This is a genomic window from Streptomyces sp. NPDC058195 (assembly GCF_042883525.1).
Lineage (GTDB): Bacteria > Actinomycetota > Actinomycetes > Streptomycetales > Streptomycetaceae > Streptomyces.
In genome coordinates, this window is sequence record NZ_JBHVVM010000034.1 from 1 (window position 1) to 24,752 (window position 24,752).

Annotated in this window: 27 protein-coding genes; 12 read left to right on the plus strand and 15 right to left on the minus strand. The window is 70.2% G+C overall.

Features of this window, described 5'->3' with window-relative positions:
* The first annotated feature begins 160 nt into the window (after positions 1–160).
* Positions 161–562 (plus strand): nuclear transport factor 2 family protein, encoded by a 402-nt coding sequence (locus ACFVWY_RS30855; protein WP_389878140.1) that lies wholly within the window; start codon positions 161–163, stop codon positions 560–562.
* Positions 563–616: 54 nt separating this feature from the next.
* Here the strand turns inward: ACFVWY_RS30855 and ACFVWY_RS30860 are convergent, their stop codons facing one another.
* A complete protein-coding gene (locus tag ACFVWY_RS30860; RefSeq protein ID WP_389878142.1) occupies positions 617–838 on the minus strand; it encodes a hypothetical protein in 222 nt (73 codons plus the stop codon).
* Between the two features lie 165 nt (positions 839–1,003).
* Here ACFVWY_RS30860 and ACFVWY_RS30865 point away from each other — a divergent pair, with 165 nt between their 5' ends.
* A complete protein-coding gene (locus ACFVWY_RS30865) occupies positions 1,004–1,600 on the plus strand; it encodes a TetR/AcrR family transcriptional regulator (RefSeq protein WP_389878144.1) in 597 nt (198 codons plus the stop codon).
* Positions 1,601–1,747: 147 nt separating this feature from the next.
* Here the strand turns inward: ACFVWY_RS30865 and ACFVWY_RS30870 are convergent, their stop codons facing one another.
* The gene (locus tag ACFVWY_RS30870; RefSeq protein ID WP_389878146.1) at positions 1,748–2,530 is read right to left on the minus strand and encodes a hypothetical protein; all 783 of its coding nucleotides are present in this window, start codon (positions 2,528–2,530) and stop codon (positions 1,748–1,750) included.
* A 307-nt stretch (positions 2,531–2,837) separates the two neighbouring features.
* On the opposite strand from ACFVWY_RS30870, the gene ACFVWY_RS30875 reads away from it, so the two are divergent.
* From ACFVWY_RS30875 to ACFVWY_RS30895, 5 genes are all read left to right on the plus strand, one after another.
* The gene (locus ACFVWY_RS30875) at positions 2,838–3,029 is read left to right on the plus strand and encodes a hypothetical protein (RefSeq protein ID WP_389878148.1); all 192 of its coding nucleotides are present in this window, start codon (positions 2,838–2,840) and stop codon (positions 3,027–3,029) included.
* The gene (locus ACFVWY_RS30880; RefSeq protein ID WP_389878149.1) at positions 3,013–3,537 is read left to right on the plus strand and encodes a DUF6879 family protein; all 525 of its coding nucleotides are present in this window, start codon (positions 3,013–3,015) and stop codon (positions 3,535–3,537) included. The genes ACFVWY_RS30875 and ACFVWY_RS30880 overlap by 17 nt, the downstream gene beginning before the upstream one ends.
* Positions 3,534–4,364: a helix-turn-helix domain-containing protein gene (locus ACFVWY_RS30885; RefSeq protein ID WP_389878151.1), complete on the plus strand. Its 831-nt coding sequence runs from the start codon at positions 3,534–3,536 to the stop codon at positions 4,362–4,364. Before ACFVWY_RS30880 ends, ACFVWY_RS30885 begins: the two co-directional genes overlap by 4 nt.
* Before the next feature lie 534 nt (positions 4,365–4,898).
* A complete protein-coding gene (locus tag ACFVWY_RS30890) occupies positions 4,899–5,123 on the plus strand; it encodes a DUF397 domain-containing protein (RefSeq protein ID WP_389878153.1) in 225 nt (74 codons plus the stop codon).
* Between the two features lie 95 nt (positions 5,124–5,218).
* Positions 5,219–5,686, plus strand: a complete 468-nt coding sequence (locus ACFVWY_RS30895; RefSeq protein WP_389878155.1) for a hypothetical protein — start codon at positions 5,219–5,221, stop codon at positions 5,684–5,686.
* Positions 5,687–6,149: 463 nt separating this feature from the next.
* On the opposite strand, the gene ACFVWY_RS30900 is transcribed toward ACFVWY_RS30895, so the two are convergent.
* The gene (locus ACFVWY_RS30900; RefSeq protein WP_389878237.1) at positions 6,150–7,307 is read right to left on the minus strand and encodes an acyl-CoA dehydrogenase; all 1,158 of its coding nucleotides are present in this window, start codon (positions 7,305–7,307) and stop codon (positions 6,150–6,152) included.
* A 207-nt stretch (positions 7,308–7,514) separates the two neighbouring features.
* Here ACFVWY_RS30900 and ACFVWY_RS30905 point away from each other — a divergent pair, with 207 nt between their 5' ends.
* Positions 7,515–8,858 carry a UDP-glucose dehydrogenase family protein gene (locus ACFVWY_RS30905; protein WP_389878157.1) on the plus strand — a complete coding sequence of 448 codons (1,344 nt, stop codon included), beginning with the start codon at positions 7,515–7,517 and terminating at the stop codon, positions 8,856–8,858.
* A gap of 33 nt (positions 8,859–8,891) precedes the next feature.
* Here ACFVWY_RS30905 and ACFVWY_RS30910 read toward each other — a convergent pair whose 3' ends face one another.
* Complete coding sequence (locus ACFVWY_RS30910) at positions 8,892–9,401, minus strand: CGNR zinc finger domain-containing protein (protein WP_389878159.1); 510 nt, start codon at positions 9,399–9,401, stop codon at positions 8,892–8,894.
* 109 nt (positions 9,402–9,510) lie between these two features.
* Between ACFVWY_RS30910 and ACFVWY_RS30915 the strand changes: the two genes are divergently transcribed.
* Positions 9,511–9,873 carry a VOC family protein gene (locus tag ACFVWY_RS30915; RefSeq protein ID WP_389878161.1) on the plus strand — a complete coding sequence of 121 codons (363 nt, stop codon included), beginning with the start codon at positions 9,511–9,513 and terminating at the stop codon, positions 9,871–9,873.
* A 43-nt stretch (positions 9,874–9,916) separates the two neighbouring features.
* Here ACFVWY_RS30915 and ACFVWY_RS30920 read toward each other — a convergent pair whose 3' ends face one another.
* The 3 genes from ACFVWY_RS30920 to ACFVWY_RS30930 form a co-directional block, all read right to left on the minus strand.
* Positions 9,917–11,119 carry a dipeptidase gene (locus tag ACFVWY_RS30920; protein WP_389878163.1) on the minus strand — a complete coding sequence of 401 codons (1,203 nt, stop codon included), beginning with the start codon at positions 11,117–11,119 and terminating at the stop codon, positions 9,917–9,919.
* A gap of 78 nt (positions 11,120–11,197) precedes the next feature.
* Entirely contained in the window at positions 11,198–11,728 is a 531-nt protein-coding gene (gene purE / locus ACFVWY_RS30925; protein WP_389878165.1) for a 5-(carboxyamino)imidazole ribonucleotide mutase, read from the minus strand.
* Complete coding sequence (locus ACFVWY_RS30930) at positions 11,725–12,876, minus strand: 5-(carboxyamino)imidazole ribonucleotide synthase (RefSeq protein ID WP_389878167.1); 1,152 nt, start codon at positions 12,874–12,876, stop codon at positions 11,725–11,727. The genes purE and ACFVWY_RS30930 overlap by 4 nt, the downstream gene beginning before the upstream one ends.
* Positions 12,877–13,090: 214 nt before the next feature.
* On the opposite strand from ACFVWY_RS30930, the gene ACFVWY_RS30935 reads away from it, so the two are divergent.
* A complete protein-coding gene (locus ACFVWY_RS30935; RefSeq protein ID WP_389878168.1) occupies positions 13,091–13,609 on the plus strand; it encodes a GtrA family protein in 519 nt (172 codons plus the stop codon).
* A gap of 26 nt (positions 13,610–13,635) precedes the next feature.
* On the opposite strand, the gene ACFVWY_RS30940 is transcribed toward ACFVWY_RS30935, so the two are convergent.
* Both ACFVWY_RS30940 and ACFVWY_RS30945 read right to left on the minus strand, forming a co-directional pair.
* Positions 13,636–14,901 (minus strand): ATP-binding protein, encoded by a 1,266-nt coding sequence (locus tag ACFVWY_RS30940; protein WP_389878169.1) that lies wholly within the window; start codon positions 14,899–14,901, stop codon positions 13,636–13,638.
* A gap of 83 nt (positions 14,902–14,984) precedes the next feature.
* A complete protein-coding gene (locus ACFVWY_RS30945; protein ID WP_352277000.1) occupies positions 14,985–15,662 on the minus strand; it encodes a response regulator transcription factor in 678 nt (225 codons plus the stop codon).
* 494 nt (positions 15,663–16,156) lie between these two features.
* On the opposite strand from ACFVWY_RS30945, the gene ACFVWY_RS30950 reads away from it, so the two are divergent.
* Positions 16,157–17,647, plus strand: coding sequence for a peptide MFS transporter (locus ACFVWY_RS30950; protein WP_389878171.1), 1,491 nt, complete (start codon positions 16,157–16,159; stop codon positions 17,645–17,647).
* Between the two features lie 135 nt (positions 17,648–17,782).
* Here the strand turns inward: ACFVWY_RS30950 and ACFVWY_RS30955 are convergent, their stop codons facing one another.
* The 6 genes from ACFVWY_RS30955 to ACFVWY_RS30980 all read right to left on the minus strand — a co-directional run bounded on the left by ACFVWY_RS30955 (position 17,783) and on the right by ACFVWY_RS30980 (position 23,382).
* Positions 17,783–19,126 (minus strand): hypothetical protein, encoded by a 1,344-nt coding sequence (locus ACFVWY_RS30955; RefSeq protein WP_389878239.1) that lies wholly within the window; start codon positions 19,124–19,126, stop codon positions 17,783–17,785.
* Between the two features lie 38 nt (positions 19,127–19,164).
* Positions 19,165–20,337, minus strand: a complete 1,173-nt coding sequence (locus ACFVWY_RS30960; RefSeq protein ID WP_389878173.1) for a hypothetical protein — start codon at positions 20,335–20,337, stop codon at positions 19,165–19,167.
* Positions 20,334–21,350, minus strand: a complete 1,017-nt coding sequence (locus ACFVWY_RS30965) for a hypothetical protein (RefSeq protein WP_389878175.1) — start codon at positions 21,348–21,350, stop codon at positions 20,334–20,336. Before ACFVWY_RS30965 ends, ACFVWY_RS30960 begins: the two co-directional genes overlap by 4 nt.
* 45 nt (positions 21,351–21,395) lie before the next feature.
* On the minus strand, positions 21,396–22,073 hold the full coding sequence (locus ACFVWY_RS30970; RefSeq protein WP_389878240.1) for a peptidase: 678 nt from the start codon (positions 22,071–22,073) through the stop codon (positions 21,396–21,398).
* A 163-nt stretch (positions 22,074–22,236) separates the two neighbouring features.
* Complete coding sequence (locus tag ACFVWY_RS30975) at positions 22,237–22,764, minus strand: ATP-binding protein (RefSeq protein WP_389878176.1); 528 nt, start codon at positions 22,762–22,764, stop codon at positions 22,237–22,239.
* A 249-nt stretch (positions 22,765–23,013) separates the two neighbouring features.
* Positions 23,014–23,382 carry an STAS domain-containing protein gene (locus ACFVWY_RS30980; protein ID WP_389878178.1) on the minus strand — a complete coding sequence of 123 codons (369 nt, stop codon included), beginning with the start codon at positions 23,380–23,382 and terminating at the stop codon, positions 23,014–23,016.
* A 295-nt stretch (positions 23,383–23,677) separates the two neighbouring features.
* Here ACFVWY_RS30980 and ACFVWY_RS30985 point away from each other — a divergent pair, with 295 nt between their 5' ends.
* Positions 23,678–24,637 carry an RNA polymerase sigma factor SigF gene (locus tag ACFVWY_RS30985; RefSeq protein ID WP_389878180.1) on the plus strand — a complete coding sequence of 320 codons (960 nt, stop codon included), beginning with the start codon at positions 23,678–23,680 and terminating at the stop codon, positions 24,635–24,637.
* The last annotated feature ends 115 nt before the right edge of the window (positions 24,638–24,752 follow it).

Sequence of the window (24,752 nt, forward strand, 5' to 3'; positions counted from 1 at the left end):
TCCAGAACTGCGACGGCTGCGACCGCGCCTTCCGCTCCCCCCACCCCGGCCACTGCCGCGACTGCCGCACCCCACACCACACAGCCGCCTGACAAGCCACGAGCCGGGACGACAGCGGCCCGAGGGCGAGTGTCAGACGTGCCTGACAGGATTCCGCTTTATGGAGAATTCAGAAGTAATCGAGGCGCTGTGGGACCGGATGCAGGCACGGGACTGGGATGGCGTCGGCGCACTGGTCGCAGAGGATGCCGTCATCGAGTGGCCGGTCAGCGGTGAACGCATCGTGGGCCGGGAGAACTACGTCGCGGTGAACCGTGAGTACCTGGAGGGCTGGTCGATTCGCGTGCTGCGGATCGTGGCCGACGGCGATGAGGCCGTCTCCGAGGTCGAGGTTCCGCATGAAGGCATCGGGGTGTTCCGCGCCGTCTCGTTCTGGTCCGTCCACGACGGACGGATTGTCCGCGGGAGGGAGTACTGGACGAGCCTTGGCGCCGACCCGCGCCCGGAGTGGCGGACCCCCTTCGTCGAACCCATGGAGAGTGGTTCGACAGCGGGGAAGTGAAGGTCTCAGCGGGCGGACGCGGCACCGGAAGGGACCTGGTGCGCGCGTCCACCCTCAGCTGGCGCGGTCGGCCGCCTTCGCCGCGGTGCGGGCCCAGCCCGCGAGGGCCACACCGCCCGCGGCGGCGAGAACGTGGACGGTGATGCTGACCGCGAACCCGCCCGGCAGCCAGGCGAGCAGTCCGGCGTTGTCGTGGTCGAAGAGCTGGCGGATCGCCCCCTTGGCCCCCAGGACGAGAAGACCCACACCGAGGGCCTGCAGGATGCCGTACTTCATGTGATGCCTTCCAGGTCCGGGAGCGTCGCTGCCGCACAGAAGCGCCGCCTGGGGCGGTCGCACGTCCACGGCCGCCGGGACGGTTACGGTGCACCTGCACTGTAAAAGGCCGCGGACATGTTTCGCAATGCAGTTGCATGGCAAAAGATGGAGGACGGAGGCGCCATGCCGAAGATCGTGGATGCCGAGGGGCGTCGGCGGCGATTGGTCGAGGCTGTCTGGGAGTTGGCGATGCGAGGCGGCATCGAACAGGTGACGCTACGCAAGGTCGCCGACGAGGCAGGCGTCTCCATGGGACACGTACAGCACTACTACTCCTCGATGCAGGCCCTGATCCGCGACGCGCTCGACCGGGCCGTCGGGGCGGTGAACGCCCATATCGAGAACGCGATCGGCGCGGTCGGCGAGCCCGCCCCGAAAGCCGTGCTTCGCGCATGCCTCCACGCTCTGATCAGCTCCGACGAGAAGAGCACGCGGCTCATGCGCTTCTGCCTGGCTGTGGCGGGGCGGTCCGTGTCCGACCCGGCCATGACCAACGTCCTGGCTCCGGGCAGTGACGAACTGCTCTCCTTCACCGCCGGGCTCATCACCGCGGCCCGGCAGGAGCGAGGCTCCCAGCCGCGTGAGGAAGCGCTCATGGACGCCGACATCTGCTGGTCGCTCGCCACGAGCCTCGGCGTGGACGTCGCTCTTGGGTACCGCTCGCCGGATGCCGCCCGACGCGTGCTCGACCACCACATCGACCACCTCGTCAACGGCTGACTTCGGATGCGTCGGAACGGGCAGGACGCGCGGGAAGCACGGGAAGCACGGGAAGTACAGGAAGCACGGGAAGCACGGGGTGTGCCGCGCGGTGGCCGAGGCGACCGTGACGCCCGGCCCGGCCGACTCCCCGGGCTCTCCCGCTGATCAGACGGCGACCGGCCCGAACAGGTCCGCCATCCGCCGCTGGAGCGTCATCACGTCCGTCACCTCGTACAAGCCCTGACCGGGGACGGGTTCCCCGCCGCGCGGCCCGTCCGCGTGCGCCGCCGCGACCGCCCTGACCTGGTGGGCCGGGTCCGGCAGGTACGTGAGACCGGTGACGCGGAAACGGGCCTGCGCCGCTGGCCGAGCCGCCCCGCGGCCCGCCAGTTCGGCCATGGTGGGCGGCTGGCTGAACGTGCCCTCGTAGAACTCGATCACGGGCGCCTCGTTGAGGTCCGTCACCTTCCACACGTACGCGGCGTGGAAGCGCCCGCTCACCTCGATGGACAGGACGTCACCCGCACGCAGGAACGTGAGGGAGCGGGGGACGCTCGGCTTGCGGGTCAGCGGAGAGGGGGCCGCGGACAGGAACCTCTTGATGTCCTCCGACTGGCGCTCGAAGGCGTCGGAGAGCACGACATCGCGGTTGAGCTCATCGACCGCCCTGATCGCGCGCGCGGTGACATCCGCGTCCTGGAAGCCGTACTTGTGCAGCACCGTGGCAAGCGCCACCCACACCACGTTCTTCGTCGCGGGACGCGCGTCGTCGCAGTCGAGCAGGCAACGCCAACGGGTGAGCACGGGGCCGGTCACCTGACGGGTGAGTTCCTCGTGCGTGGGCGGCGGGGTGCTCATCCGCCAGTTCACCCAGCGCGCCAGTTCCTCGTCCAGCGCTTGGACGTGTCCTCTCGCGGCCAGCTTGTCCAGCACCTGCTGATGCTTCACGCCACTCCCCGCGTCGAACAGTCCACGAGCGTCCAGGCTACTCAGTGCCCTCTCCTCCTCTCCCTCGCCCCGTGAGCCGACGCCAGGACCAGCACCGGCACCGGCACCGGCACCGGCACCGGCACCGGCACCGGCACCAGAGAAGCACCGGCCGTCACCCGTCACGCGCCAAACGAACAGGTCCGGCGCGGGTCGCGCGGTTTCCCGTTCCGTCAACCGTGATCGCTTGACCGGCGCATCCCACCCTCGGGAGCATCAACCCAGATGCGGGGTACTGGCAGCGGCACGAGGGAGGGAAACCCAGACCATGAAGGTCACCAAGCTGGTCAGCACGTGTGACATCAAGGACTGCCCAACAATCTACGCAACGGATCGTGGCACGCTCTTGGTCCAGGGGGAGACTCCGACCGACCACGGGCTTCAGGTTCCCGCTCACGAAACCCTGGTCGAGATCCCGATGGAACTGATCCAGAAGGCCATCCGTGACAACCTCATCTAGGACCCTCGGGGACCTCTTCGACACGTTCCGGCGCGAAGCCTTCCGGCTAGAAACCCTCGACGACTACAGCAAATCCGGGAACGTCGACGCCTATCACGCGTTCCTGGCCGGCGAGCCGCAGCCGGACGACTACAACGCCGGATGGGTCGAAGAACTACGCTCGCACACCGGAAAAGGGAAACGAGTCTACCGGGTTCACATTCTGCGCCGCCCGCTCACGCACTACCTTAGATTCGAACTCGGGTGGGGGTACCAGAAGAACATGTCCGGCGATGAGGAGTTCTTCATTCTGGACATCACCGGCAGGCCGAACCCCCTGGAAAACGTACCTGACTTCTGGCTCTTCGACTCCGATTCCGTGGCCGTGATGAACTACGACGGCGCCGGAACATACCTGGGCTCGGAAGTCCTGCCACCGGAAAGAGCAGCAGAATTTTCCGGGCACCGTGACGCGGCACTCACCCACGCGGAACCGTTCACGGAATGGTGGGTCAAGTACGGGGCGTGAACAGAGCACAGCTTGGGGCCGCACTGCGGGCCCTGCGAGCAGCTTCCGGCAAGGAGGCCAAAGCGGTGGCCCGCAGCGCCCTCATGTCTCCGTCCAAGCTGTCCAAGATTGAAAACGCGAGGCTCGCGGCGAGCGCGACGGACGTAGAGCGCATCCTGACCGCCATCGGTGTCTCGGACGAGGTCAAGGTGGAGTACACCGAGGCCGCGCGGGCATCCGCGACGGAGGCAACGGCCTGGCGCCTGTTGAAGCGCATCGGAGTCCACAAGGGCCAGCAAGCCGCCAAGGCCCTTGAATCCCAGATGTCCACGCTCCGGCTGTTCCAACCAGCCCTGGTGCCAGGCTTGCTCCAGACGCCGGAGTACATCCGTGCCGTTCTCCAACGGCACGATCTGAGTGAGGACTCTCTCTCCCGAACGATCAACGGCAGGCTTGAACGACAAGCGATCCTCTACGACAACGCCAAGTCGCTGCGGTTCATAATGACAGAGCCTGTCCTACGGTGGCGTATTGTTCCGCCACAGATGATGGCGGCACAGCTCGACCGAATCGTTTCCATTTCCCGCCTGCCGCATGTGGACATCCACATAGTCCCTTTGCGGATTCAGCAGCGCGACATTGCGAATCATGCGTTCGTCATCCGCGATGATCGAATGGTCACGGTTGAAACCGTCCACGCCGAGGTAGTGGTAACGGACCCAAGGGACGTCGGTCTCTACGTCGAAAAGTTCGAGGGATTCGAACGAGTGACATTGTCTGGCGACCGCATGCGAGGCCTGGTCGAAGGAATCCGAGACGACTTTTTGCGGGAACAGGAAACAGGCTAGAGCTGCCTCCGCGGCCCGCCGAAAATTGCGGCATGGAGAGTGAAAAGGGAACTTCCGATCATGGAACCAACACGCCAGCAGGGCTGTGCCTGTCGGAGCCACCGCGCGAGTCGTCACCCAAAGCCGATTGCGCTGGCTGCCTTCCCATATCGGTAGCCCGAGAGAACGCTCGCTCCACGTTCGACTACAGCTCCGTATCCGACGCCAACGCACAAATGCGCCAGCAGCACGCAGAGGCGTACGCGTCATGAGCAGGGGAGCTGGCTCAAGGCTCTTCGCCGACCGCCCCCTGATAACCATGCGGGTCTCTCGCGACTCAGGGCAGACCTGGGGGCCGGAGCAGGCTGTCGCCACGACGGACGACCTTCCGCCACTGCTCACAAGCGCTTGGCCGCCATGCGAGTGCTGGCGCTGCACGGACTGCGGCCAAGGTTCCAGGCGCTGAAGCCTCTCCCTCTCCTCCATGGACTCCCGCCCGACACGGGCGGCGGCGGTCAGCCATGGCCGCGATCAGTTGAGCAGGAAGGTGCAGTGATGCTGAACGGAACCGACCTGTACGTGCTCGACATCGACGGGGCCTCGTTCGTGAAGGCGTGCGGCGGCCCCTGCACCGAGGGGTGTGTGACTCTGGCCCGGATCGGCGAGGACGCCTGGGCACTCGGTGACAGCAAGCGGCCGGACGCGGAGCCGCTTCGGTTCACCACGGCGGAGCTGGACGCGGCGGGTATCGACCCGGCCCGGTTCGGCGCGTCCGTCTGATCCACCCCTCTCCAGCCGGTCCCGCCCCACCCCCTCCATCGGGTCGGGACCGGCTGGCCCTTCGCCTCTCAAGAAAACTGAAACGGGAACGACTGGTGCACCATCACGGCTATCTGTGGACTGGCCCGAAAGAACGTTTCGACGAGGAAGCGCTGCGGCGGCCACCGCATCCCGAGCCGCCCCCGGCCGGAAGCAAGCCGGAACAGATCCAGCGCTACCGGGAAGTAGCGGCGGAGTTCGCAACCGTTGACTTGCCGCCGCTGGAAACCGCGTATTGGCTGGTCAAGCCGCATTCGTTAGTTCGTGGCACATGGGATGAGGCGAAGGAAGCTGCGGCCTGGCTCGGGGAGCGGCTGGCGGAGTACGCACCCCGGTTCGCGTCGGAGGCGGAGCGGGGCACCATCCATCTGCCGCTGCTCGTGAGCTCCGCCGCTGAGCGGTTGAGGGCGGGCGGTGATGTGTCCCACGGCTTCTACCTCGAACGACCCTCGTACCTGTCCCTGGCCGTCGTGACGTGTTCCCCGAATCGCTCGATGCCCGAACTGGCCTGCTCTGTCAGGTAAGGGCTGTCCCGTAGCCGAAGCAACAAAGGAGCCCCGGCCAGTGGCCGGGGCTCCTGCATTGGTTGGTGAGAGCAATGCACGGAAGGGGTTGGAATCGCACACCGATTCCGACCACTTCGGTTCGGGTGCGGCTCCGGGGATGTGGGGATCGGACGATAGGCGTCGAGAAGGACGACGTTGGTTCCGTTGCTTTCCGTTACGTTCCGCTGGGTCGGCACTGACTCCTCGTGCCGGGAAGTGCTCCCGCGGAATGCGGAGGCGTCAGAGGTCGCCTGATCGATGTACGGCAGCAGCCCCCGGCATCACGCCGGGGGCTGTGTTGTCTGTGCAGGTCAGCGGCTGTTTCCAGCCCGGCATCCGCCCAGCATGACGCCCTGGAACGGGCCTGGTCAGGCCGCAACGGACAGAAAGCCAAAGCTGTCCTCTCGGACCCTCGAAATAGCCTCTGCCCTGCAAGACCCGGTTAGGGGAGGTTCCTGGCCATGACGATGCGCTGGACCTGGTTGGTGCCCTCGTAGATCTGGGTGATCTTGGCATCGCGCATCATGCGCTCCACCGGGTAGTCCCGGGTGTAGCCGTAGCCGCCGAGGAGCTGGACCGCGTCGGTGGTGACCTCCATCGCGACGTCGGAGGCGAAGCACTTGGCGGCGGCACCGAAGAAGGTGAGGTCGCTGTCGACGCGCTCGGACTTGGCGGCGGCCGAGTAGGTGAGCTGGCGGGCCGCCTCCAGCTTCATGGCCATGTCGGCGAGCATGAACTGGACGCCCTGGAAGTCGGCGATCGGCTTGCCGAACTGCTTGCGCTCCTGGACGTAGCCCTTGGCGTAGTCGAGGGCGCCCTGGGCGATGCCGAGGGCCTGGGCCGCGATGGTGATGCGGGTGTGGTCCAGGGTCTTCATCGCGGTGGCGAAGCCGGTTCCCTCCTCGCCGATCATGCGGTCGGCGGGGATGCGGACGTTGTCGAAGTAGACCTCGCGGGTCGGCGAGCCCTTGATGCCGAGCTTCTTCTCCGGGGCGCCGAAGGAGACGCCCTCGTCCGACTTCTCGACGACGAAGGCGGAGATGCCCTTGGAGCGCTTGGACGGGTCCGTGACGGCCATGACCGTGTAGTAGTCGGAGACGCCCGCGTTGGTGATCCAGCGCTTCACACCGTTGAGGACCCAGAAGTCGCCGTCGCGCACGGCCCGGGTCTTCATGCCCGCCGCGTCCGAACCCGCGTCGGGCTCGGAGAGGCAGTACGAGAACATCGCGTCGCCCTTGGCGAGCGGGCCCAGGTACTTCTTCTTCAGGGCCTCGGAACCGGAGAGCATCACCGGGAGCGAGCCGAGCTTGTTCACGGCCGGGATGAGCGAGGAGGAGGCGCAGGCGCGGGCCACCTCTTCGATCACGATGACCGTGGCGAGGGCGTCGGCGCCCGCGCCGCCGTACTCCTCGGGTACGTGGACCGCGTGCAGGTCCGCCGCGGTCAGGGCGTCCAGTGCCTCCTGCGGGAAGCGCGCCTCCTCGTCGACCGCCGCCGCGTGCGGGGCGATCTTCGCCTCGGCGAGCGCACGCACCGTCTCGCGGAGCAGATCGTGCTCCTCGGCCGGACGGTACAGGTCGAAATCGGTCGAACCCGCCAAGACGCTCACTCCCCAGACGCTAACTACCGTTAAGTAACCCAATTTTAGGACGCCCGGCCCGCGATGGCCTACGCAAAGCCCGCGTGAGCTTCACGACAGGGGGTCGGGAAGGGGGCGCAGGCAGTGCGGGCAGCCGGAATCCGGGCCTTCGGAAGCAGGACTATGCTCGTTCACCGCACGTCTGTCCGCATCTCCCAGGAGCACTTCATGGCCCTCAGGATCACTGTGATCGGCACCGGCTACCTCGGCGCCACCCACGCCGCGGCCATGGCGGAGCTGGGGTTCGAAGTGCTCGGCTACGACGTCGTCGCCGAGAAGATCGAGATGCTCGGCACCGGCACGGTCCCGATGTACGAACCGGGCCTGGAGGAGCTGCTGCGCAAGCACGTCGCGGGCATCGAGGGATCCACCGGGCGGCTGCGGTTCACCACCTCGCCCGAAGAGGTGGCGGACTTCGGCGATGTCCACTTCGTCTGCGTGAACACTCCGCAGAAGCACGGTGAGTACGCCTGTGACATGAGCTACGTGGACTCCGCGTTCGAGTCGCTGGCCCCGCACCTGACCCGGCCCGCCCTGGTCGTCGGCAAGTCGACGGTCCCGGTGGGCTCGGCGGCCCGGCTGGCGGCGCGGCTGGCGGAGCTGGCCCCGGCGGGCACCGACGCGGAGCTGGCCTGGAACCCGGAGTTCCTGCGTGAGGGCTTCGCGGTGCAGGACACCCTGCACCCGGACCGGATCGTCGTCGGGGTGACGAGCGAGCGCGCCGAGAAGCTGCTGCGCGAGGTGTACGCGACGCCGGTCGCCGAGGGCTCGCCGTTCGTGGTGACGGACTTCCCGACGGCCGAACTGGTCAAGACCGCGGCCAATTCCTTCCTGGCCACGAAGATCTCGTTCATCAACGCCATGGCGGAGGTCTGCGAGGCCGCCGACGGCGATGTGGTGAAGCTGGCCGAGGCGATCGGGCACGACGAGCGGATCGGCTCGAAGTTCCTGCGGGCCGGGATCGGCTTCGGCGGCGGCTGCCTGCCGAAGGACATCCGGGCGTTCATGGCGCGCGCCGGTGAGCTGGGCGCGGACCAGGCGCTGACTTTCCTCCGCGAGGTCGACTCCGTGAACATGCGGCGCCGCGGCCACATGGTGGAGCTGGCCCGGGAGGCGGTGGGCGGCGGATCGTTCCTCGGCAAGCGGGTGGCGGTGCTGGGCGCGACGTTCAAGCCGGACTCGGACGACGTACGGGACTCGCCCGCGCTGAACGTGGCGGGGCAGATCCAGTTGCAGGGCGGCCAGGTCACGGTCTTCGACCCGAAGGGCATGGACAACGCCCGGCGGCTCTTCCCGACCCTGGGGTACGCGGAGACGGCGCTGGACGCGGTGCGCGGCGCCGATGTGGTGCTGCACCTGACCGAGTGGCGGGAGTTCCGCGAGCTGGACCCGGCGGCGCTCGGCGAGGCCGTGTCGCAGCGGATCGTCCTGGACGGCCGGAACGCGCTCGACGCCGGCCTGTGGCGCGCGGCCGGATGGACGTTCCGGGCCATGGGGCGCCCGACGGCCTGATCCGGGCCCGCCCTCGTTACGTTCCGGCTCTCCTCAGCCGCGCTTCGCGCGGTAGGTGCGCATCTTGGCGCGGGAGCCGCACACCGCCATGGAGCACCAGCGGCGGCGCCCCGCCGGGCTGCGGTCGTAGTAGGCCCACTGGCAGTCCTCGGCCTCGCAGGCCTTGAGTCGGGTCCAGGTGCCGTCCGCCGCCGCCTGGGCGATGGCGGACGCGACGCGGGCGGTCAGCCCGGCCGGTTCGGCGGCGGGGCGCAGGGCGGCGGCTCCCGCCTCGTCCACGGTGACCCTGAGCGGCGCCTCGGCCAGCAGCCGGTCCAGCGGGGAGGCGGCGCCCTGCGGCGGGCGGTGGCCCGCGTGGGCCAGGCAGGCGGTACGGAGCGCCTCGCGCAGGGCGCGGGCGTCCGGGACCTCGGCCTCGGTCAGGCCGAAGGCGGCGCGGCCGTCCGCCGTATCGAGCGTGTCCGCGCCCGTCTCCACGTCCAGGGTGTTGACCAGGGACTCGATCAGCGCGAGCGCCCCGGGTGCGGCGTCCTTCTCACTCATGTTCCTTCTCAATCATGGTTGCGACGTTACCTCCTATGCGGGAGCATGCAGTAACGGTTACCGGTTAAGCCGATGTAGCGGTAACCACGTCTCGGAGGAGGACTGTGTCATGGCTGTCGCCACACTGGGTTCTGTCGTTCTGGACTGTCCCGACCCGGCCGCTCTCGCCGCGTTCTACGCGGGACTGCTGGGCGGGGAGATCGTGCCCGGCGGGGAGGACTGGGTGGAGCTGACCGGGGTCGGGGGCACGGTGATCGCCTTCCAGGCGGCGCCCGGTCTCGTACCGCCGCGGTGGCCGAGCCCGGAGGCCTCGCAGCAGTCCCATCTGGACCTGACCGTGCCGGATCTGGACGCGGCGGAGAAGGAGGCGCTGGCGCTGGGCGCGACGGTGCTGGACGCGGCGGACCGGGAGCGGACCTTCCGGGTGTACGCGGACCCGGCGGGGCACCCGTTCTGCCTCTGCGCGGGGTAACGGAGGAGAGCGGGGCGCCCCCCCGGGGGGGCGCCCCGTGCGCTCAGTGGTCGAGCTGCCCGATCGTGGCGTGCGAGGGACCGCGGCGGGTCCGCAGCTCGCGCGCGACGTCCTCGGCGTCGCGCAGCACCCGTACGGCGTTGCGCCAGGTGAGCTTGGCGAGGTCGGCGGCGGACCAGCCGCGGCGCAGCAGCTCCGCGATCAGGTTCGGGTACCCGGCGACGTCCCGCAGGCCGTCGGGGAGGAAGGCCGTGCCGTCGTAGTCGCCGCCGATGCCGATGTGGTCGATCCCGGCGACGTCGCGCATGTGGTCGAGGTGGTCGGCGATGGTCGCCACGGTGGCCACCGGGCGCGGGTGGGCCGCCTCGAAGGCGGCGTGGATCTCCATGGCCCGCGCGGTGGTGTCGAGGTGGTGCAGTCCGTGGGCGCGCAGGTTCTCGTCTGCGGCCAGCGTCCAGGCGACGGCCTCCGGCAGGACGAACTTCGGCACGAAGGTGGCCATGGCGATGCCGCCGTTGGCGGGGAGCCTGCCAAGGACGTCGTCGGGGATGTTGCGCGGGTGGTCGCAGACCGCGCGCGAGGAGGAGTGCGAGAAGATCACCGGCGCGGTGGAGGTGTCCAGCGCGTCGCGCATCGTGGAGGCCGCCACGTGGGAGAGGTCGACCAGCATCCCGGTGCGGTTCATCTCGCGTACGACCTCGTGGCCGAAGGGCGAGAGGCCGCCGACGCCCGGTTCGTCGGTCGCCGAGTCCGCCCAGGCGATGTTGTCGTTGTGGGTGAGCGTCATGTAGCGGACGCCCAGCGCGTGCAGGGCGCGCAGGGTGCCCAGCGAGTTGTTGATGGAGTGGCCGCCCTCGGCGCCCATCAGGGAGGCGATGCGGCCCTCGGTACGGGCCGCCTCCATGTCGTCGGCGGTCAGGGCGCGCCGCAGGTCGGCGGGGTACCGGGCGAGCAGCTCGGTGACGACGTCGATCTGTTCCAGGGTGGCGCTGACGGCCTCGTCGCCCGCCATGTCGGTCCGTACGTAGACCGACCAGAACTGGGCTCCGACGCCGCCCGCGCGCAGCCGGGGGATGTCGGTGTGCAGGTGGGCGGACTGGTCGCTGGCGATGTCGCGGGCGTCGAGGTCGTAGCCGACCTGTTCGCGCAACGCCCACGGCAGGTCGTTGTGACCGTCGACGACGGGGTACTCGGCGAGGAGTTCCCTCGCCCTCTCCTCCTGCTGGTCCTGCTGTGCCTGCTCCACCGGTGCGGTCCCCCTGTTTCCCGGAACTGTTTCCTGAGGCTGTTTCCCGAAGCCGTCTGCCGAAGCCGTCTGCCGAAGCTACTTGCCGAAGCCGAAGGCGTCGGCTCCCTTGACCTTGCTGCGCAGGCGCTTGCCCTTGTCCGTCGCCTGGTCGTTCAGCTCCTGCTGGAACTCCCGCATCCGGGTCAGCAGCTCGGCGTCATGGGCGGCGAGGATCCGGACGGCGAGCAGGCCCGCGTTGCGCGCGCCGCCGACCGAGACGGTCGCGACCGGCACCCCGGCGGGCATCTGCACGATGGACAGCAGGCTGTCCATGCCGTCCAGGTACTTCAGCGGCACCGGCACGCCGATGACCGGCAGCGGGGTGACGGAGGCGAGCATGCCCGGCAGGTGGGCGGCGCCGCCCGCGCCCGCGATGACCGCCTTGAGGCCGCGCTCCGCCGCGTGCTCGCCGTACGCGATCATCTCGCGCGGCATGCGGTGGGCGGAGACGACGTCGACCTCGTAGGAGATCTCGAACTCGTCGAGGGCCTTGGCCGCTGCTTCCATGACGGGCCAGTCGGAGTCCGAGCCCATGACGATGCCGACGAGCGGCGCGGGGGAGGTCATTCGGTGATCGTTCCTCGCAGGTAGTCGGCCGCGTGCCGGGCGCGCTCCCGCACGTCCGCCAGGTCGTCGCCGTAGGTGTTGACGTGGCCGACCTTACGGCCGGGCTTCACGTCCTTTCCGTACATGTGGATCTTGAGCCGCGGGTCACGGGCCATGCAGTGCAGGTAGCCCTGGTACATGTCCGGGTAGTCACCGCCGAGGACATTGCACATGACCGTCCAGGCGGCGCGCGGGCGGGGGTCGCCGAGCGGGAGGTCGAGCACGGCCCGGACGTGGTTGGCGAACTGCGAGGTGATCGCGCCGTCCTGGGTCCAGTGGCCGGAGTTGTGCGGACGCATGGCCAGCTCGTTGACGAGGATGCCGGGCTTCCCGCCGGGGCCCCGCGTCTCGAAGAGCTCGACCGCGAGGTGGCCGACGACACCGAGCTCGGCGGCGATCCGCAGGGCCAGCTGCTGGGCCTCACCGGCCAGGGCCTCGTCCAGATCCGGGGCGGGGGCGATGACCGTGTCGCAGACGCCGTCGACCTGGATCGACTCGACGACCGGGTAGGCGACGGCCTGGCCGTGCGGCGAGCGGACGATGTTGGCCGCCAGCTCCCGTACGAAGGCGACCTTCTCCTCCGCGAGAACCGCGACACCGGCCCGGAAGGGCTCGGCCGCCTCGGCCTCGGAGCGGACCACCCAGACGCCCTTGCCGTCGTAGCCGCCGCGGACCGTCTTGAGGATGACGGGGAAACCGCCGCCCTCCTCCGCGAAGGCGGCCACGTCGGCCGGGTCCTTCACGATGCGGTGGCGGGGGCAGGGCGCGCCGATCTCGGTGAGCTTCGCGCGCATCACCCCCTTGTCCTGGGCGTGCACCAGGGCGTCGGGGCCGGGGCGCACGGGGATGCCGTCCGCCTCCAGCGCCCGCAGGTGCTCGGTGGGCACGTGCTCGTGATCGAACGTGATCACGTCACAGCCGCGCGCGAAGGCGCGCAGCGTGTCCAGGTCGCGATAGTCGCCCACGACGACTTCGCTCACCACCTGGGCCGCCGAGTCCTGGGGGGTGTCACTGAGGAGCTTGAACTTGATGCCGAGGGGGATACCCGCCTCGTGGGTCATACGGGCGAGCTGACCGCCACCGACCATGCCGACTACCGGGAACGTCACGCCTCCAGGGTATCCGCCGCGCCCGCGGGCTCCCCAGGACACCCTCCGCCCCCTGCCGGACCGGCCCCCTGCCACGGCATCACCACGTCCCGCCCAACGCCCGGGGGCGGCCCGGTGGCGGGCTGGTTAGCATGACCGGGTTGACGGAGTTGACGTACACGACACGCGACCACATGACCCCCAGCACGAACGACAGACGGGCTGAACGATCACCATGAGCCAACAGGGCGCACTGCGGGCACGGCTGGAGCTGCTGGCCCGGGAAGTCGCCAAGTTCGGCGCGGTCGGGGCGGTCGGCCTGGTGGTCAACATCGGGGTGTCCAACCTGCTCTGGCGGTACACCCCGATCCCGACGGTACGGGCGGGTCTGCTGGCCACCTTCGTCGCCATCCTCGGCAACTACCTCGGCTTCCGCTACTGGACGTACCGGGACCGCGACAAGAGCGGCCGGACCCGCGAGCTGACGCTGTTCCTGCTGTTCAGCGCGGTGGGAGCGGTCATCGAGACCGGTGTGCTGTACGTGGCGACGTACGGGTTCGGATGGAACACCCCGGTCCAGAGCAATGTCTTCAAGATCCTCGGGATCGGCATCGCGACCCTGTTCCGTTTCTGGTCCTACCGGACGTGGGTGTTCAAGGCCCTGCCCGCGGCGAAGCCCGCCGCGGGCGAGCCCGAGGTGCTGAAGCAGGGCCGGACGGAGCGGGTCGCGGCCGATGCGGCGGTACGGCGGTAGCCGCGCGGTCCGGGCACGCCGGGGGCTCAGCGCACCGGGCGTTCCGGTTCCTGCCGGTTCAGGGCCGTCCGGCTGAGGAAGAGGGCGAAGACCGCGGGCTGCTGCTGGAGCAGTTCGAGACGGCCGCCGTCCGCCTCGGCGAGGTCCCGGGCCACGGCGAGGCCGATGCCCGTGGAGTTGCGGCCGCTGATCGTCCGCTCGAAGATCCGGGCGCCCAGGTCGGCGGGGACGCCGGGGCCCTCGTCGGTGACCTCGATGACCGCCTGGTTCCCGGTGACCCGGGTGCGCAGGGCGACGGTGCCGCCGCCGTGCATGAGGGAGTTCTCGATCAGCGCCGCCAGCACCTGGGCGACCGCGCCGGGAGTACCGACCGCCTGGAGCCCCTGCTTGCCGGAGCGGACGATGGCACGGCCCGCGCTGCGGTACGCCGGGCGCCACTCCTCGATCTGCTGCTTGACGACCTCGTCCAGGTCGAAGACGACGGCGGAGCCGGTACGCGGGTCGCGGGCGTTGGTCAGCAGCCGCTCCACCACGTCGGTGAGCCGCTCGACCTGGGTGAGGGCGATGTTCGCCTCCTCCTTCACCGTCTCCGGGTCGTCGGTGACGGAGATCTCCTCGATCCGCATGGAGAGCGCGGTGAGCGGGGTACGGAGCTGGTGCGAGGCGTCGGCGGCCAGCCGGCGCTCGGCGGTCAGCATCCGGGCGATCCGCTCGGCGGAGGCGTCCAGGACGTCGGCGACCCGGTCCAGCTCGGGCACCCCGTACCGCTTGTGACGCGGGCGGGGGTCGCCGGAGCCGAGGCGCTCGGCGGTCTCGGCCAGGTCGGTCAGCGGTGAGGTGAGCCGGTTGGCCTGGCGTACGGCCAGGAGTACGGCGGAGACGATGGCCAGCAGCGCCACCGCACCGATGATCATCAACGTACGGCCGACCTCACGGGTGACCGCCGAACGGGACTGCTCGACGGTGACCCGCTCGCCGCGCTCCCCCTCGGCCGTGCTGCTGATCACGCTGCCGGACGGCTGCTCACCGAGTTCGATGGGGGCGCGGCCGGGGATCTCGATCAGGGCGTAGCGCTTGCTGTCGATCTGCTGGGCGAGCAGCGCCGAGGTGATCCGCTCGTCCTCCAGGAGGCGGCTCTCGACGACGCTGATCAGCCGCAGCGCTTCGGAGTCGACGCTCTCCTGGGCGCTGTTGCTGATGGTGCGGGTCTCGACGATGACGAGGGAGACGCCGAAGACGCCGATCACCACGAGCACCACGGCGAGCGTGGAGTTGATCAGTCTGCGGCGCATGGATGCTGGGTGCTTCCGTCCTCGATGTCCCCGCCCCCGGTCTTCGCCCTCGGCGTTTCCGTCCCCGGCGCTTCCGCCCGGGGTCAGCTCTTCTCGAAGCGGAAGCCGACGCCCCGCACGGTCGCGATGTAGCGGGGATTGGCGGCGTCGTCGCCGAGCTTCTTGCGGAGCCAGGAGATGTGCATGTCGAGGGTCTTGGTGGACGACCACCAGGTGGTGTCCCAGACCTCGCGCATCAGCTGGTCGCGGGTGACGACCCGGCCGGCGTCGCGGACCAGGACCCTCAGCAGGTCGAACTCCTTGGCCGTGAGCTGGAGTTCCTCCTCGCCCATCCAGGCGCGGTGCGACTCGACGTCGATCCGGACGCCGTGCGTGGCGGGCTGCGGCGCGGGCTCCGCGGCACCGCGGCGGAGCAGGGCCCGGACGCGGGCGAGCAGTTCGGCGAGGCGGAAGGGCTTGGTGACGTAGTCGTCGGCACCGGCGTCGAGACCGACGACGGTGTCGACCTCGTCGGCGCGGGCGGTCAGCACCAGGATCGGCACGGCGTGACCCTCGGCACGGAGCCTGCGGGCCACTTCGAGGCCGTCCATCCCGGGCAGTCCCAGGTCGAGTACGACCAGGTCGATTCCACCCTGGAGACCGGCGTCGAGCGCGGTCGGACCGTCTTCACGGACCTCGACCTCGTATCCCTCCCGGCGGAGGGCGCGGGCCAGCGGCTCCGAGATGGATGCGTCGTCCTCGGCGAGCAGTACACGGGTCATGGACTGATGGTAGTCCGCGCGGGGGCGCTGCCGGGAGGTGATCCAAAAGCCCTGCGGGTCTGCGAGACAGGCGGGCAAGCGCCTTCGAATATGGGAATACAACCCCCTCTTAACCTGTGATCCATCTCTCAAGTCCTTTCATATCGGACCCTGTCGTGCCGTATGGTTGCTTGACGCCTGTTGCACGACTCAAGGACCCTTGGGCAGCTTTTAGCGCCGAGGGTCTCTTTTGTTGGCCGGCTGGTACCCGCCAGCCGCGGACTTTCAGTGAATGACCTGTGGCCGGGCCCGGAGCGCGAGAACGCGTGCCGGGCGTGGATCCCGGCGCGGTCGGTCCCCGTCCCTTCCGTCCGGTTCCCTCTCGGGTCCGGCGGGCGGGACGGCCTCCCCTCCCGGGCGTGAGGGGCGGGACCGGCGCGCGCCGGTGCCGGCCTCCCCCCACCGGGCGCACCACGCTCACAAGGCGTCGCGTCCCGAGCACACAAGGATCGACCATGGCGTCCAGCCTGACGAAGGACCCGGCCAGTACTTCTGGTTCCGAAAAGGCCTTCTTCGGCCACCCCCGCGGCCTGGCCACTCTCTTCATGACCGAGATGTGGGAGCGGTTCAGCTTCTACGGCATGCGGGCCCTTCTGCCGCTGTACCTGGTCTCCGGGTCCGGCCTGCACATGAACGCGGCCACGGCCACCTCGATCTACTCCATCTACATGGCGATGGTGTACCTGCTCGCCATGCCCGGCGGCTGGTTCGGCGACCGGGTCTGGGGGCCGCGCAAGACGGTCACCGTCTCGGCCTCGATCATCATGCTGGGCCACCTCACGCTCGCCCTGCCCGGCTCCGGCACGTTCTTCATCGGTCTGGCGCTGGTCGCGCTGGGCTCGGGCCTGCTGAAGGCCAACATCTCGACGATGGTCGGCCACCTCTACAAGGGTCCGGACGATCCGCGGCGCGACGGCGGCTTCACCGTCTTCTACATGGGCATCAACCTCGGTGCCTTCGCCGCGCCGCTGATCATCGGCACCGTCGGCGAGAAGGTGAACTGGCACCTCGGCTTCGCCATCGCCGCGGTCGGCATGGCGCTGGGCCTGGCCCAGTTCCTCATCGGCACCCGTCACCTCAGCCCGCGCAGCAGCGTCGTACCGAAGCCGCTGTCGGACGTGGAGCGCCGCTCCACCCTGCGCAAGGGCCTGCTCTGGCTGGCCGCCGCGGTCGTCTTCTACGGTGTGGTCGTCGCCACCGACGTCTACACGCTGAACTGGGCGCTGGTCCCGATCACCGTCGCCGGTCTGGTGATCCCGATCGCGGTGCTGGTGCGGATCAAGCGCGACCGCGACCTGTCGAAGACCGAGCAGTCGAGGATGTCCGGCTACATCTGGTTCTTCGTCGCGGCCGCCGTGTTCTGGATGATCTACGACCAGGGCGGTTCCACGCTGTCACTGTTCGGTGAGTCCTCCACCACCAACAGCGTGCTGGGCCTGGACTTCCCGACCTCCTGGTACCAGACGATCAACCCGGTCTTCATCATGGCGCTGGCCCCGGTCGTCGCCTGGATATGGCTGGCGCTGAACCGGCGCGGCAAGGAGCCGAGCACGGTCGTGAAGTTCGGCTCGGGCCTCTTCCTGGTCGGTGTCTCCTTCTTCGTCTTCATGCTGCCGCTGACCATGGCCTCGGACGGCGACAAGGTCAGCCCGATGTGGCTGGTGTCGATCTACTTCCTGCAGACCGTCGGTGAGCTCTGCCTCTCCCCGGTCGGCCTGTCGGTCACCACGAAGATGGCCCCGGCGAAGTACGGCAGCCAGATGATGGGGGTCTGGTTCCTCGCGGTCACCGCGGGCGACTGCACCACCAGCCTGCTCTCGCTGGCGGGGGTGGACCTGAACAGGACCGGGATCGTGGCCCTGGAGGCGACGCTGGCGGTGGTCGCCGCGTTCGCGATCTGGATGTACCGCAAGAAGGTCAGCGCGCTCATGGGCGACGTGCGCTGACGCACGGGCCTCGCGTGCACAGGGCCCGCCGCACCGTCGAAACGGTGCGGCGGGCCCTGCCGCGTGTCCGGACCGCCGTGCTCCGGACCGCCGTGCTCCGGGCTCCGGCGTACGCCGGTTACGGGAGCCGGGCCGTCACCGGGTGCCGCGCAGCCTGCGCCACGGGGTGAAGGTGAAGACCGCGCCGCCGAGCAGGATCGCGGTGCCCGCGACCAGGCCGAGGGCGCGCAGGGTGCCGGTGTCCTCGGCCCCGGTGGCCGCCAGCCCGCCGCCGGAGGCCGTACCGCCAGCCGCGGCACCGGAGGCGCCGGAGCCCGAGGCGGCGGAGCCGGTGGCGCCGCCCTCCTGCGCGGTGGTGTCGAGTTCCAGCGACACGGCCGCCGAGCCCTTCACCTTGCACGGGATGCTGAGCTTCTGGCCGCCCAGCGTGACGTCGATCGTCAGGGTGCCGGGGCTGAGGGTGGACTTGCCGGACGCGCCAGGCTTGTACGTACCGGTCATGTCGGCCAGGTCGACCGGCTTGCCCAGCTTCAGCGGTTCGGTGTTGGCGGGTCCGGTGACCTTCACCGAGCCCTTGTCGGAGCCGCCGAGGGCGACGTCCATGGACGGCTTGAGCGCACCGGCGGGCAGATCGGCCGGGCTGTCCATCACGCCCTTGGCCGTCTTGACCGTGAGGGCGTAGCTCCCGCCGCTCTTCTTGGCGTTGACCGTGACCTTGGAGCCGATGTCCGCCGGTCCCGGGGAGGTACAGGTGAAGCGGACGGCGACCTCCTTGCCCGGGAAGTCGGTCTGGCCGCTGCCGCCACCGGAGCCCGAGGCGGAGCCGGAGGCGGAACCGCCCGAGGCCGTGGAGCCCGAGGTGGAACCGGAGGTGGAGCCGCCCGAGGCCGTGGAGCCCGAGGTCGTACCGCCCGCGGCCGTGGAACCGGAGGTCGTGCCGCCCGCCGTTGTCGTACCGCCGGTCGTCGAGCCGCCGCCTTCGGTGACCTTGATGGTCGCGCCCGGCTGCACGGCCGCCTTCGGGGTGCACTTGGTGTCCGTGGAGAGCGGCTTGGAGACGTTGATGCTGTACGCGTCCGGCGTCAGCGTGATCTCACCGGCCTTCTCCAGCTTCAGCGTGCCCTTCATCTCGGGCAGCACCATGGCGCTGTTCTTCGGGATCGGCGGGTTCTGCCGCGGCCCCTCCATCTGTACGGTGCCGGTGGCGGCGCCGCCCACCTTCAGGGTGCCGGTCGGCTTGACCGTGTCCTTCTCCAGATCGATCATGTCCGGGTTCTTGGAAGCGGCCTGGACCGTCTTCCAGACCACCTCGACGGTGTCCCCGACCTTCGCCTCGGCGGGCGCGGTCACCTGCACCTGGGTGGTGCCCTGTACGGGCGGCAGCCCGGAGATGGGCGGCGGAATGCACTCCGTGGCGTACGAGACGTCGGCGGCCTGCGCCGGACTCGCGGCCAGCAGCATGCCCGCGCCGCCGAGCATCATCGCGACCCCGGTCGCGACGGTCCTGCGTTGCGTCCTCACGAATGTCCCTTCGTCGGTCTGTTCTCTGACGGTGCGGAATCGGGGGTGAACCACGGCAGCGCGGCCGTGGTGGTGGCCGGGGAGCCGGCGGGCCCGGAGCCCCCGCCCGGTCCGGTGGGCCGGTCGGGGGCGGCGCCGTGCTCCGGGCCGTGCTGGGGGCCCCGGCCGGGGCCGCGCTCCCGGCCGGGCTTCGGGGTGCGCTTCGCGGGGGGCTTCCGGGTGCGCTTCGCGGGCCGCGCGGCGCGGGGCCGCACCTTGTCGACGATCGCCATGCCGATCCGGAACACGGCGGCCGGGACGACCAGGCACAGCAGGACCCAGAAGAGCGTGACGCCCCAGGGACGGCCGACCCCCCACGGCTGCTCGGCCAGCACCTTGCCGCCGTACCGCAACGACACCTGGTAGTCGCCGTGGGCGCCCGCCGTCAGTTCGACGGGGAGTTCGATCCGCGCCTTGCGGCCGGACGGGATGGTGCCCCGCCACTGCCGCTCCTCCCACTGCGGGGCGAAGACGCCGTGCGCGGTGCCGACCTCGAAGACCGGGTCCTTGACCGGGGTGGAGCCCAGGTTGCCCACGGTGAGGGCCAGCCGCCGGGCCGGCGGGGCGCCGAACCAGGTGAGGACGCCGCTCTCGCCCTCCAGCCGGGGCGTGGCGAGCACCGCGAGCCGCCCGCCCGCGCCCTCCTTGGGCAGCGCGGCGATCGGGTGCCCGGCGACGACGAACGCGGCGTCGGCGGTGGCGGGTTCGCCGGTGACGGTCGCGACGTGCACCACGCAGGGGCAGGGCACCGGCGGTTCGGAGACCGGCAGCTTCTTCCGGAAGGCGCCCCGGGCGTCGGTGGTGACGGCCCGGCCCTCGGCGTTGGCGCAGGAGTTGGTGCCGCCGATCACGCCCCGGTCCGTCGTGGACCGGCCGCAGATCAGCATCATCAGCAGGGCACGGGGGCGCCAGCCGCTGCCCTTCACGGTGATGTCACCGCCCTTGCCCGCCTGCTGCTCGGAAAGGGAGACGGCGGGCTTCGCCTCGGCGGCGCTCGCCGAGGCCGTCGTCGTCGGGGGAAGCACCGGCAGGGCGGTCAGCAGGGCCATGAGCAGCGCGGTGCACAGCACCGCGGCTGCCCAGGGGTGACCGCCGCCGCGGAGTGCTACCGGTCCGGCCTGTCCAGTCACGATTCCGCTCCCGCCTTCGCCACGTGTCCGCTCCTGAGGTGCTGCCGGCCGTCCCGCCGCCGTTGTTCCCTGTCGTCGTCCGACCGCTGTGCCGCGTCCTCGCCGTCCGGGCGCCGCCCCGCGTCGTCATCCGGGTGCCGCCCCGCGTCGTCATCCGGGCGCCGCCCACGCGCCCGCCTTCGGCGCAGGGCGTACGCGCCCGCGCCCGCGCCGGTCAGGACCAGCAGCGCCCCGGCGGTCAGCGGCAGCCACGGCACGAAGACCGCGCGGGCCGTCGCCTCGTCGTGCGCCCCGCCCGCCGCGGTGACGTTCAGCCGTACGGTCGCCGAGTCGAACGCGGGGCGGTCCCCCCACGGCTCGGTGAGGCTGATCCGCTGGCCGGGCCGCACCCGTACCGGCAGGGTGCGGACCTCGCGCCGCAGCAGCGTCCCGAACACCCCGTCGGCCCGGACCGCGAGCCGCGGGGCGAGGTCCGCGGTGCCGCGGTTGACCAGCGTGTAGCGGATGAGCCCCCCGGACACGGCGACGTCCTCCACGGTGAGCGCGGCCAGCGTCGGCCCGACGACCCGCGTCCGGACCCGTACGTCCACCGAGCGGCCCCCGCCGCGCACCACGATCGCGCCGGGGTGCTCGCCGGGCGTCGCCGTGTCCGGCACCGTCACGGTGAACGGCACGTCGGCCCGGGTGCGGGCCGGGACGGTCACCTCGGCGGCGGCCGTACGCAGCCGCCCCCCGAGGCCCGAACCGTTCAGCCGTACGGTGACCGGGGACCGGCCCGGGTTGGTGACCGAGAGCCCGTCGTGCAGCACGGCCCCGGGCGGACCCTCCAGGTAGACGTACGGTCTGCCGCCCGTGCCGGAGCCGTTCACCGCGGGCCGCGCCGTCCACGAGGCGGCGGCCGGCGGCCCGGAGGGCTCCGGCACGGCCCCGGCCGCCGGGGCCGGAGCAAGGACGAGGGCGCACAGCATGACGGCGAGGACGAGTCGGGCGGCATGACCGGGCGGCGACGGCATGGGCGGCTCCCTGGACGTGACGGCGGCGGCGGGGGGCTCAGTACCTCAGCGCCCCGCGGCGCCCTGACCCTGACCGCGCCGGGTCAGCCAGAGCACCCCAGCCGCACCGGCCAGCAGCACCGTGCCGCCCAGCGTGCCGAGGGCCACCGCCGAGTCCAGCGGGCCGGTCTTCGGCAGCTGGCCTCCCCCGTCGTCCGAGGTCCCCTGCGGCGCGCCGGAGGCCTTCACGTCGAGCTGGAGCGAGGGGCCCGGGTTGTTGCCGGGGGTGCAGGTCGTCGTCGTACCGAGCGCCTTGATGGTGAGCACTCCGGCGGTGAAGTCGACCTTGCCGCTCTTCTTCGGGGTGTACGTACCCGACAGGTCGCTGATCTTGATGGGGGTGTTGGCGGGTATCGCGGCGGAGTTCGCCGCGCCGGAGACCTGCACCTGGCCGGAATCGGCCCCGCCCACCGTGATGACGGCGCTGGGGTTCATCGCGCCCTTGCCCAGCTCGACGGGGCTGGACGAGACGCCCTTCTGGAAGGACATCGTGAGCCGGTACCCCCCGCCGCTCTTGACGCTCTTGATGTCGATGGGCGAGACGGCGGCCTTGTCGCCGATCGGGGTCTTGCACTTGTAGTTGACATCCACGACCGTGGCGTGGGCGGCGGGCGCGGCCATCAGCACCACCGTGCCCGCCAGCGCGGACGCCAGCGCGAGAGCTGTTCGCTTCTGGTAGGACACCTGAGTTCCCCTCATGCAGGTAGTCGCCGCACGCCGGTTGCCGCCGACGCAAGTTACTGACGACACATCAGATCGGGCGCTCAAGGTACGCCCGGCGCCTTATGGAGGGAAGACAAAGAGCGCGCCGATCCGGCGCGCTCCTCGACGGTGGGATGAACGGGGCCTACGCGGGTGCGGCCAGCTCCGCCCAGACGGTCTTGCCGGACCTGCCGGGCACCCGCAGGACGCCCCAGTCCAGGCAGAGCCGCTGCACGATGAACATGCCGTGGCCGCCGGGCCGTCCGGCGCGGTGCGGCGTACGGGGCGCGGGCTGCCCGGCGCCCGAGTCGACGACCTCCACCCGCAGCACCTTCGCCGTGCGGGCGATCCGGATCTCCTCCGGGCCCTCGGCGTGCAGGCAGGCGTTGGTGACCAGCTCGGAGACGACCAGCAGGACGTCCTCGGCGGCGGCGCGGGCGTCGGCGCCGGAGGCGGGGAGCCAGCCCCACGCGTACAGCGACTGCCGGGCGAAGTCCCGGGCGGCCGGCACGACTCCGGGGACACCGCGCAGCGCCAGGGTGCGCCACTGCCGCTCGGCGGGCTCGGGCGGGGGCTCGGGTGCGGGTGCGGCGGCGCTCGCCTCCGCATCCGTGCCGACGCCCTGCGGCTCGCGGCCGAGGTCGCCCGGCGGATGCTGCCGGGTGGTGCTCATCAGCGCTTCACCTCACCGATTCGCCATGTCGCCGCCGAAACAGCTCGGCAGTTCCAGTTGCAGTTGCATGTGCCGTCACGGATCTGGATACGGATACGGGTACAGGTACCGCTACGGAGCGTTCGGGTCGTCCATCGCCCCGCCGGATGTCTTCTGCCCGGCCGAATCGTGACAACACCCGCTTCGTCCGCGCGGATCGCGTGACACGGGCAACACCAGGGGCGCCCGGGACCACGCCACGCGTCCCGGTCACGTCTCCAGGGCCGCTTCCAGGGAGTCGTGGACGGTGAAGACCGCCTCGGCGCCGGTGATCTCGAAGACCCGCGCCACCACCGGCAGCATCCCGGCCAAATGGACGCCTCCCCCGGCCGCCTCCGCCTTCAGGCGGGCACCGAGCAGCACATTGAGCCCGGTGGAATCACAGAATTCGAGCCCCGAGCAGTCGACCACCAGGCGCGCCCGGCCCTGCTCGACCGCATGCTCCAGGGGCTCTCGCAGAAGGTCCGCCGTGTGGTGATCGAGCTCACCCACGGGCGTCACGACCTCACTGCGCCCTTCGGTCCGGACCCCGACCTGAAGTCGACCCCGATTCGCACTGCCGACCGTCCCGCGGTCCATGCCGCCCCTCTTCGCCGTTCGTCACTGCCCGCGCCGCTGTGTGCACGGATGCGTAGGTGCTGTCTCTGACGTTCTTGAAAGATTACGCGGTTCGCGTGCGGTCTGTGTGCCACGCGATACCCAAGGACCCCAACAAACCGGACATATAGCGGCAATTGGCGCTTGTAACTGCCTGTCCGGAACGGGTAAGGGTAGAGAACACCCACCCGACACGACCGGCTTCGGAGGCGCCGCTTCACCGCAGGCACACGTATGGGCATCGGCAGCCATATGCCGAGAACGATGGAGGAGACCCATGTCACCCCGGCTCGACGGAACGCGTCCCCACAACGCGACGTCAGCATGTCCTCAGAAGACGACCCCGGCCGGCTTCCCTGCCGCAGGCACCCTTGTCGCGGATTCCCTCGCCGCGGAATCCCCCGCCGCGGGCTCTCCCGCCGCCGACAGCGGCCTCGAAGGACTTCCCGAGATCCCGCCGTTCGACGAGGTGGATCCGCTGGACGCCAGGGCGCTGTCCAAGACACTCTTCAAACGGCTGGAATCCCTCGAAGAGGGAACCCACGCGTACGCGTACGTCCGCAACACGCTCGTCGAACTGAACCTGGCGCTGGTCAGGTTCGCCGCCTCCCGGTTCCGCTCCCGCAGCGAACCGATGGAGGACATCGTCCAGGTCGGCACGATCGGTCTGATCAAGGCGATCGACCGGTTCGAGCTCAGCCGCGGCGTGGAGTTCCCCACGTTCGCGATGCCGACCATCGTCGGCGAGATCAAGCGCTTCTTCCGCGACACCAGCTGGTCCGTGCGCGTCCCGCGCCGCCTTCAGGAACTCCGGCTCGACCTGGCCAAGGCGGGCGACGAGCTCGCCCAGCAACTGGACCGTTCGCCCACTGTGGGCGAGCTCGCCGACCGCCTCGGCATCACCCACGACGAAGTGGTCGAGGGCATGGCCGCGAGCAACGCGTACACCGCGAGCTCGCTGGACGCCAAGCCCGAGGAGGACGAGCACGAGGGCACGCTGGCGGACCGGATCGGCTACGAGGACCACGGACTCGAGGGCATCGAGTACGTCGAGTCGCTGAAGCCGATGATCGCGTCCCTGCCGCGGCGCGAACGCCGCATCCTCTCGCTCCGGTTCGTCGCCAATATGACGCAGTCGGAGATCGGTGAGGAGCTGGGCATCTCGCAGATGCACGTGTCCCGGCTGCTCTCCCGCACCCTGGTCAGGCTCCGCAAGGGACTGACGCTGGAGGAGTGAGCGGGCGTACGGTACGCCGGACGTGCGGAAGGGCCCGTTCCTCGGCATCAGCCGTGGGGGACGGGCCCTTCCGCGTGCCCGGAACGCCTCGCGGCGCGCCCGGACCGTGCGCGGG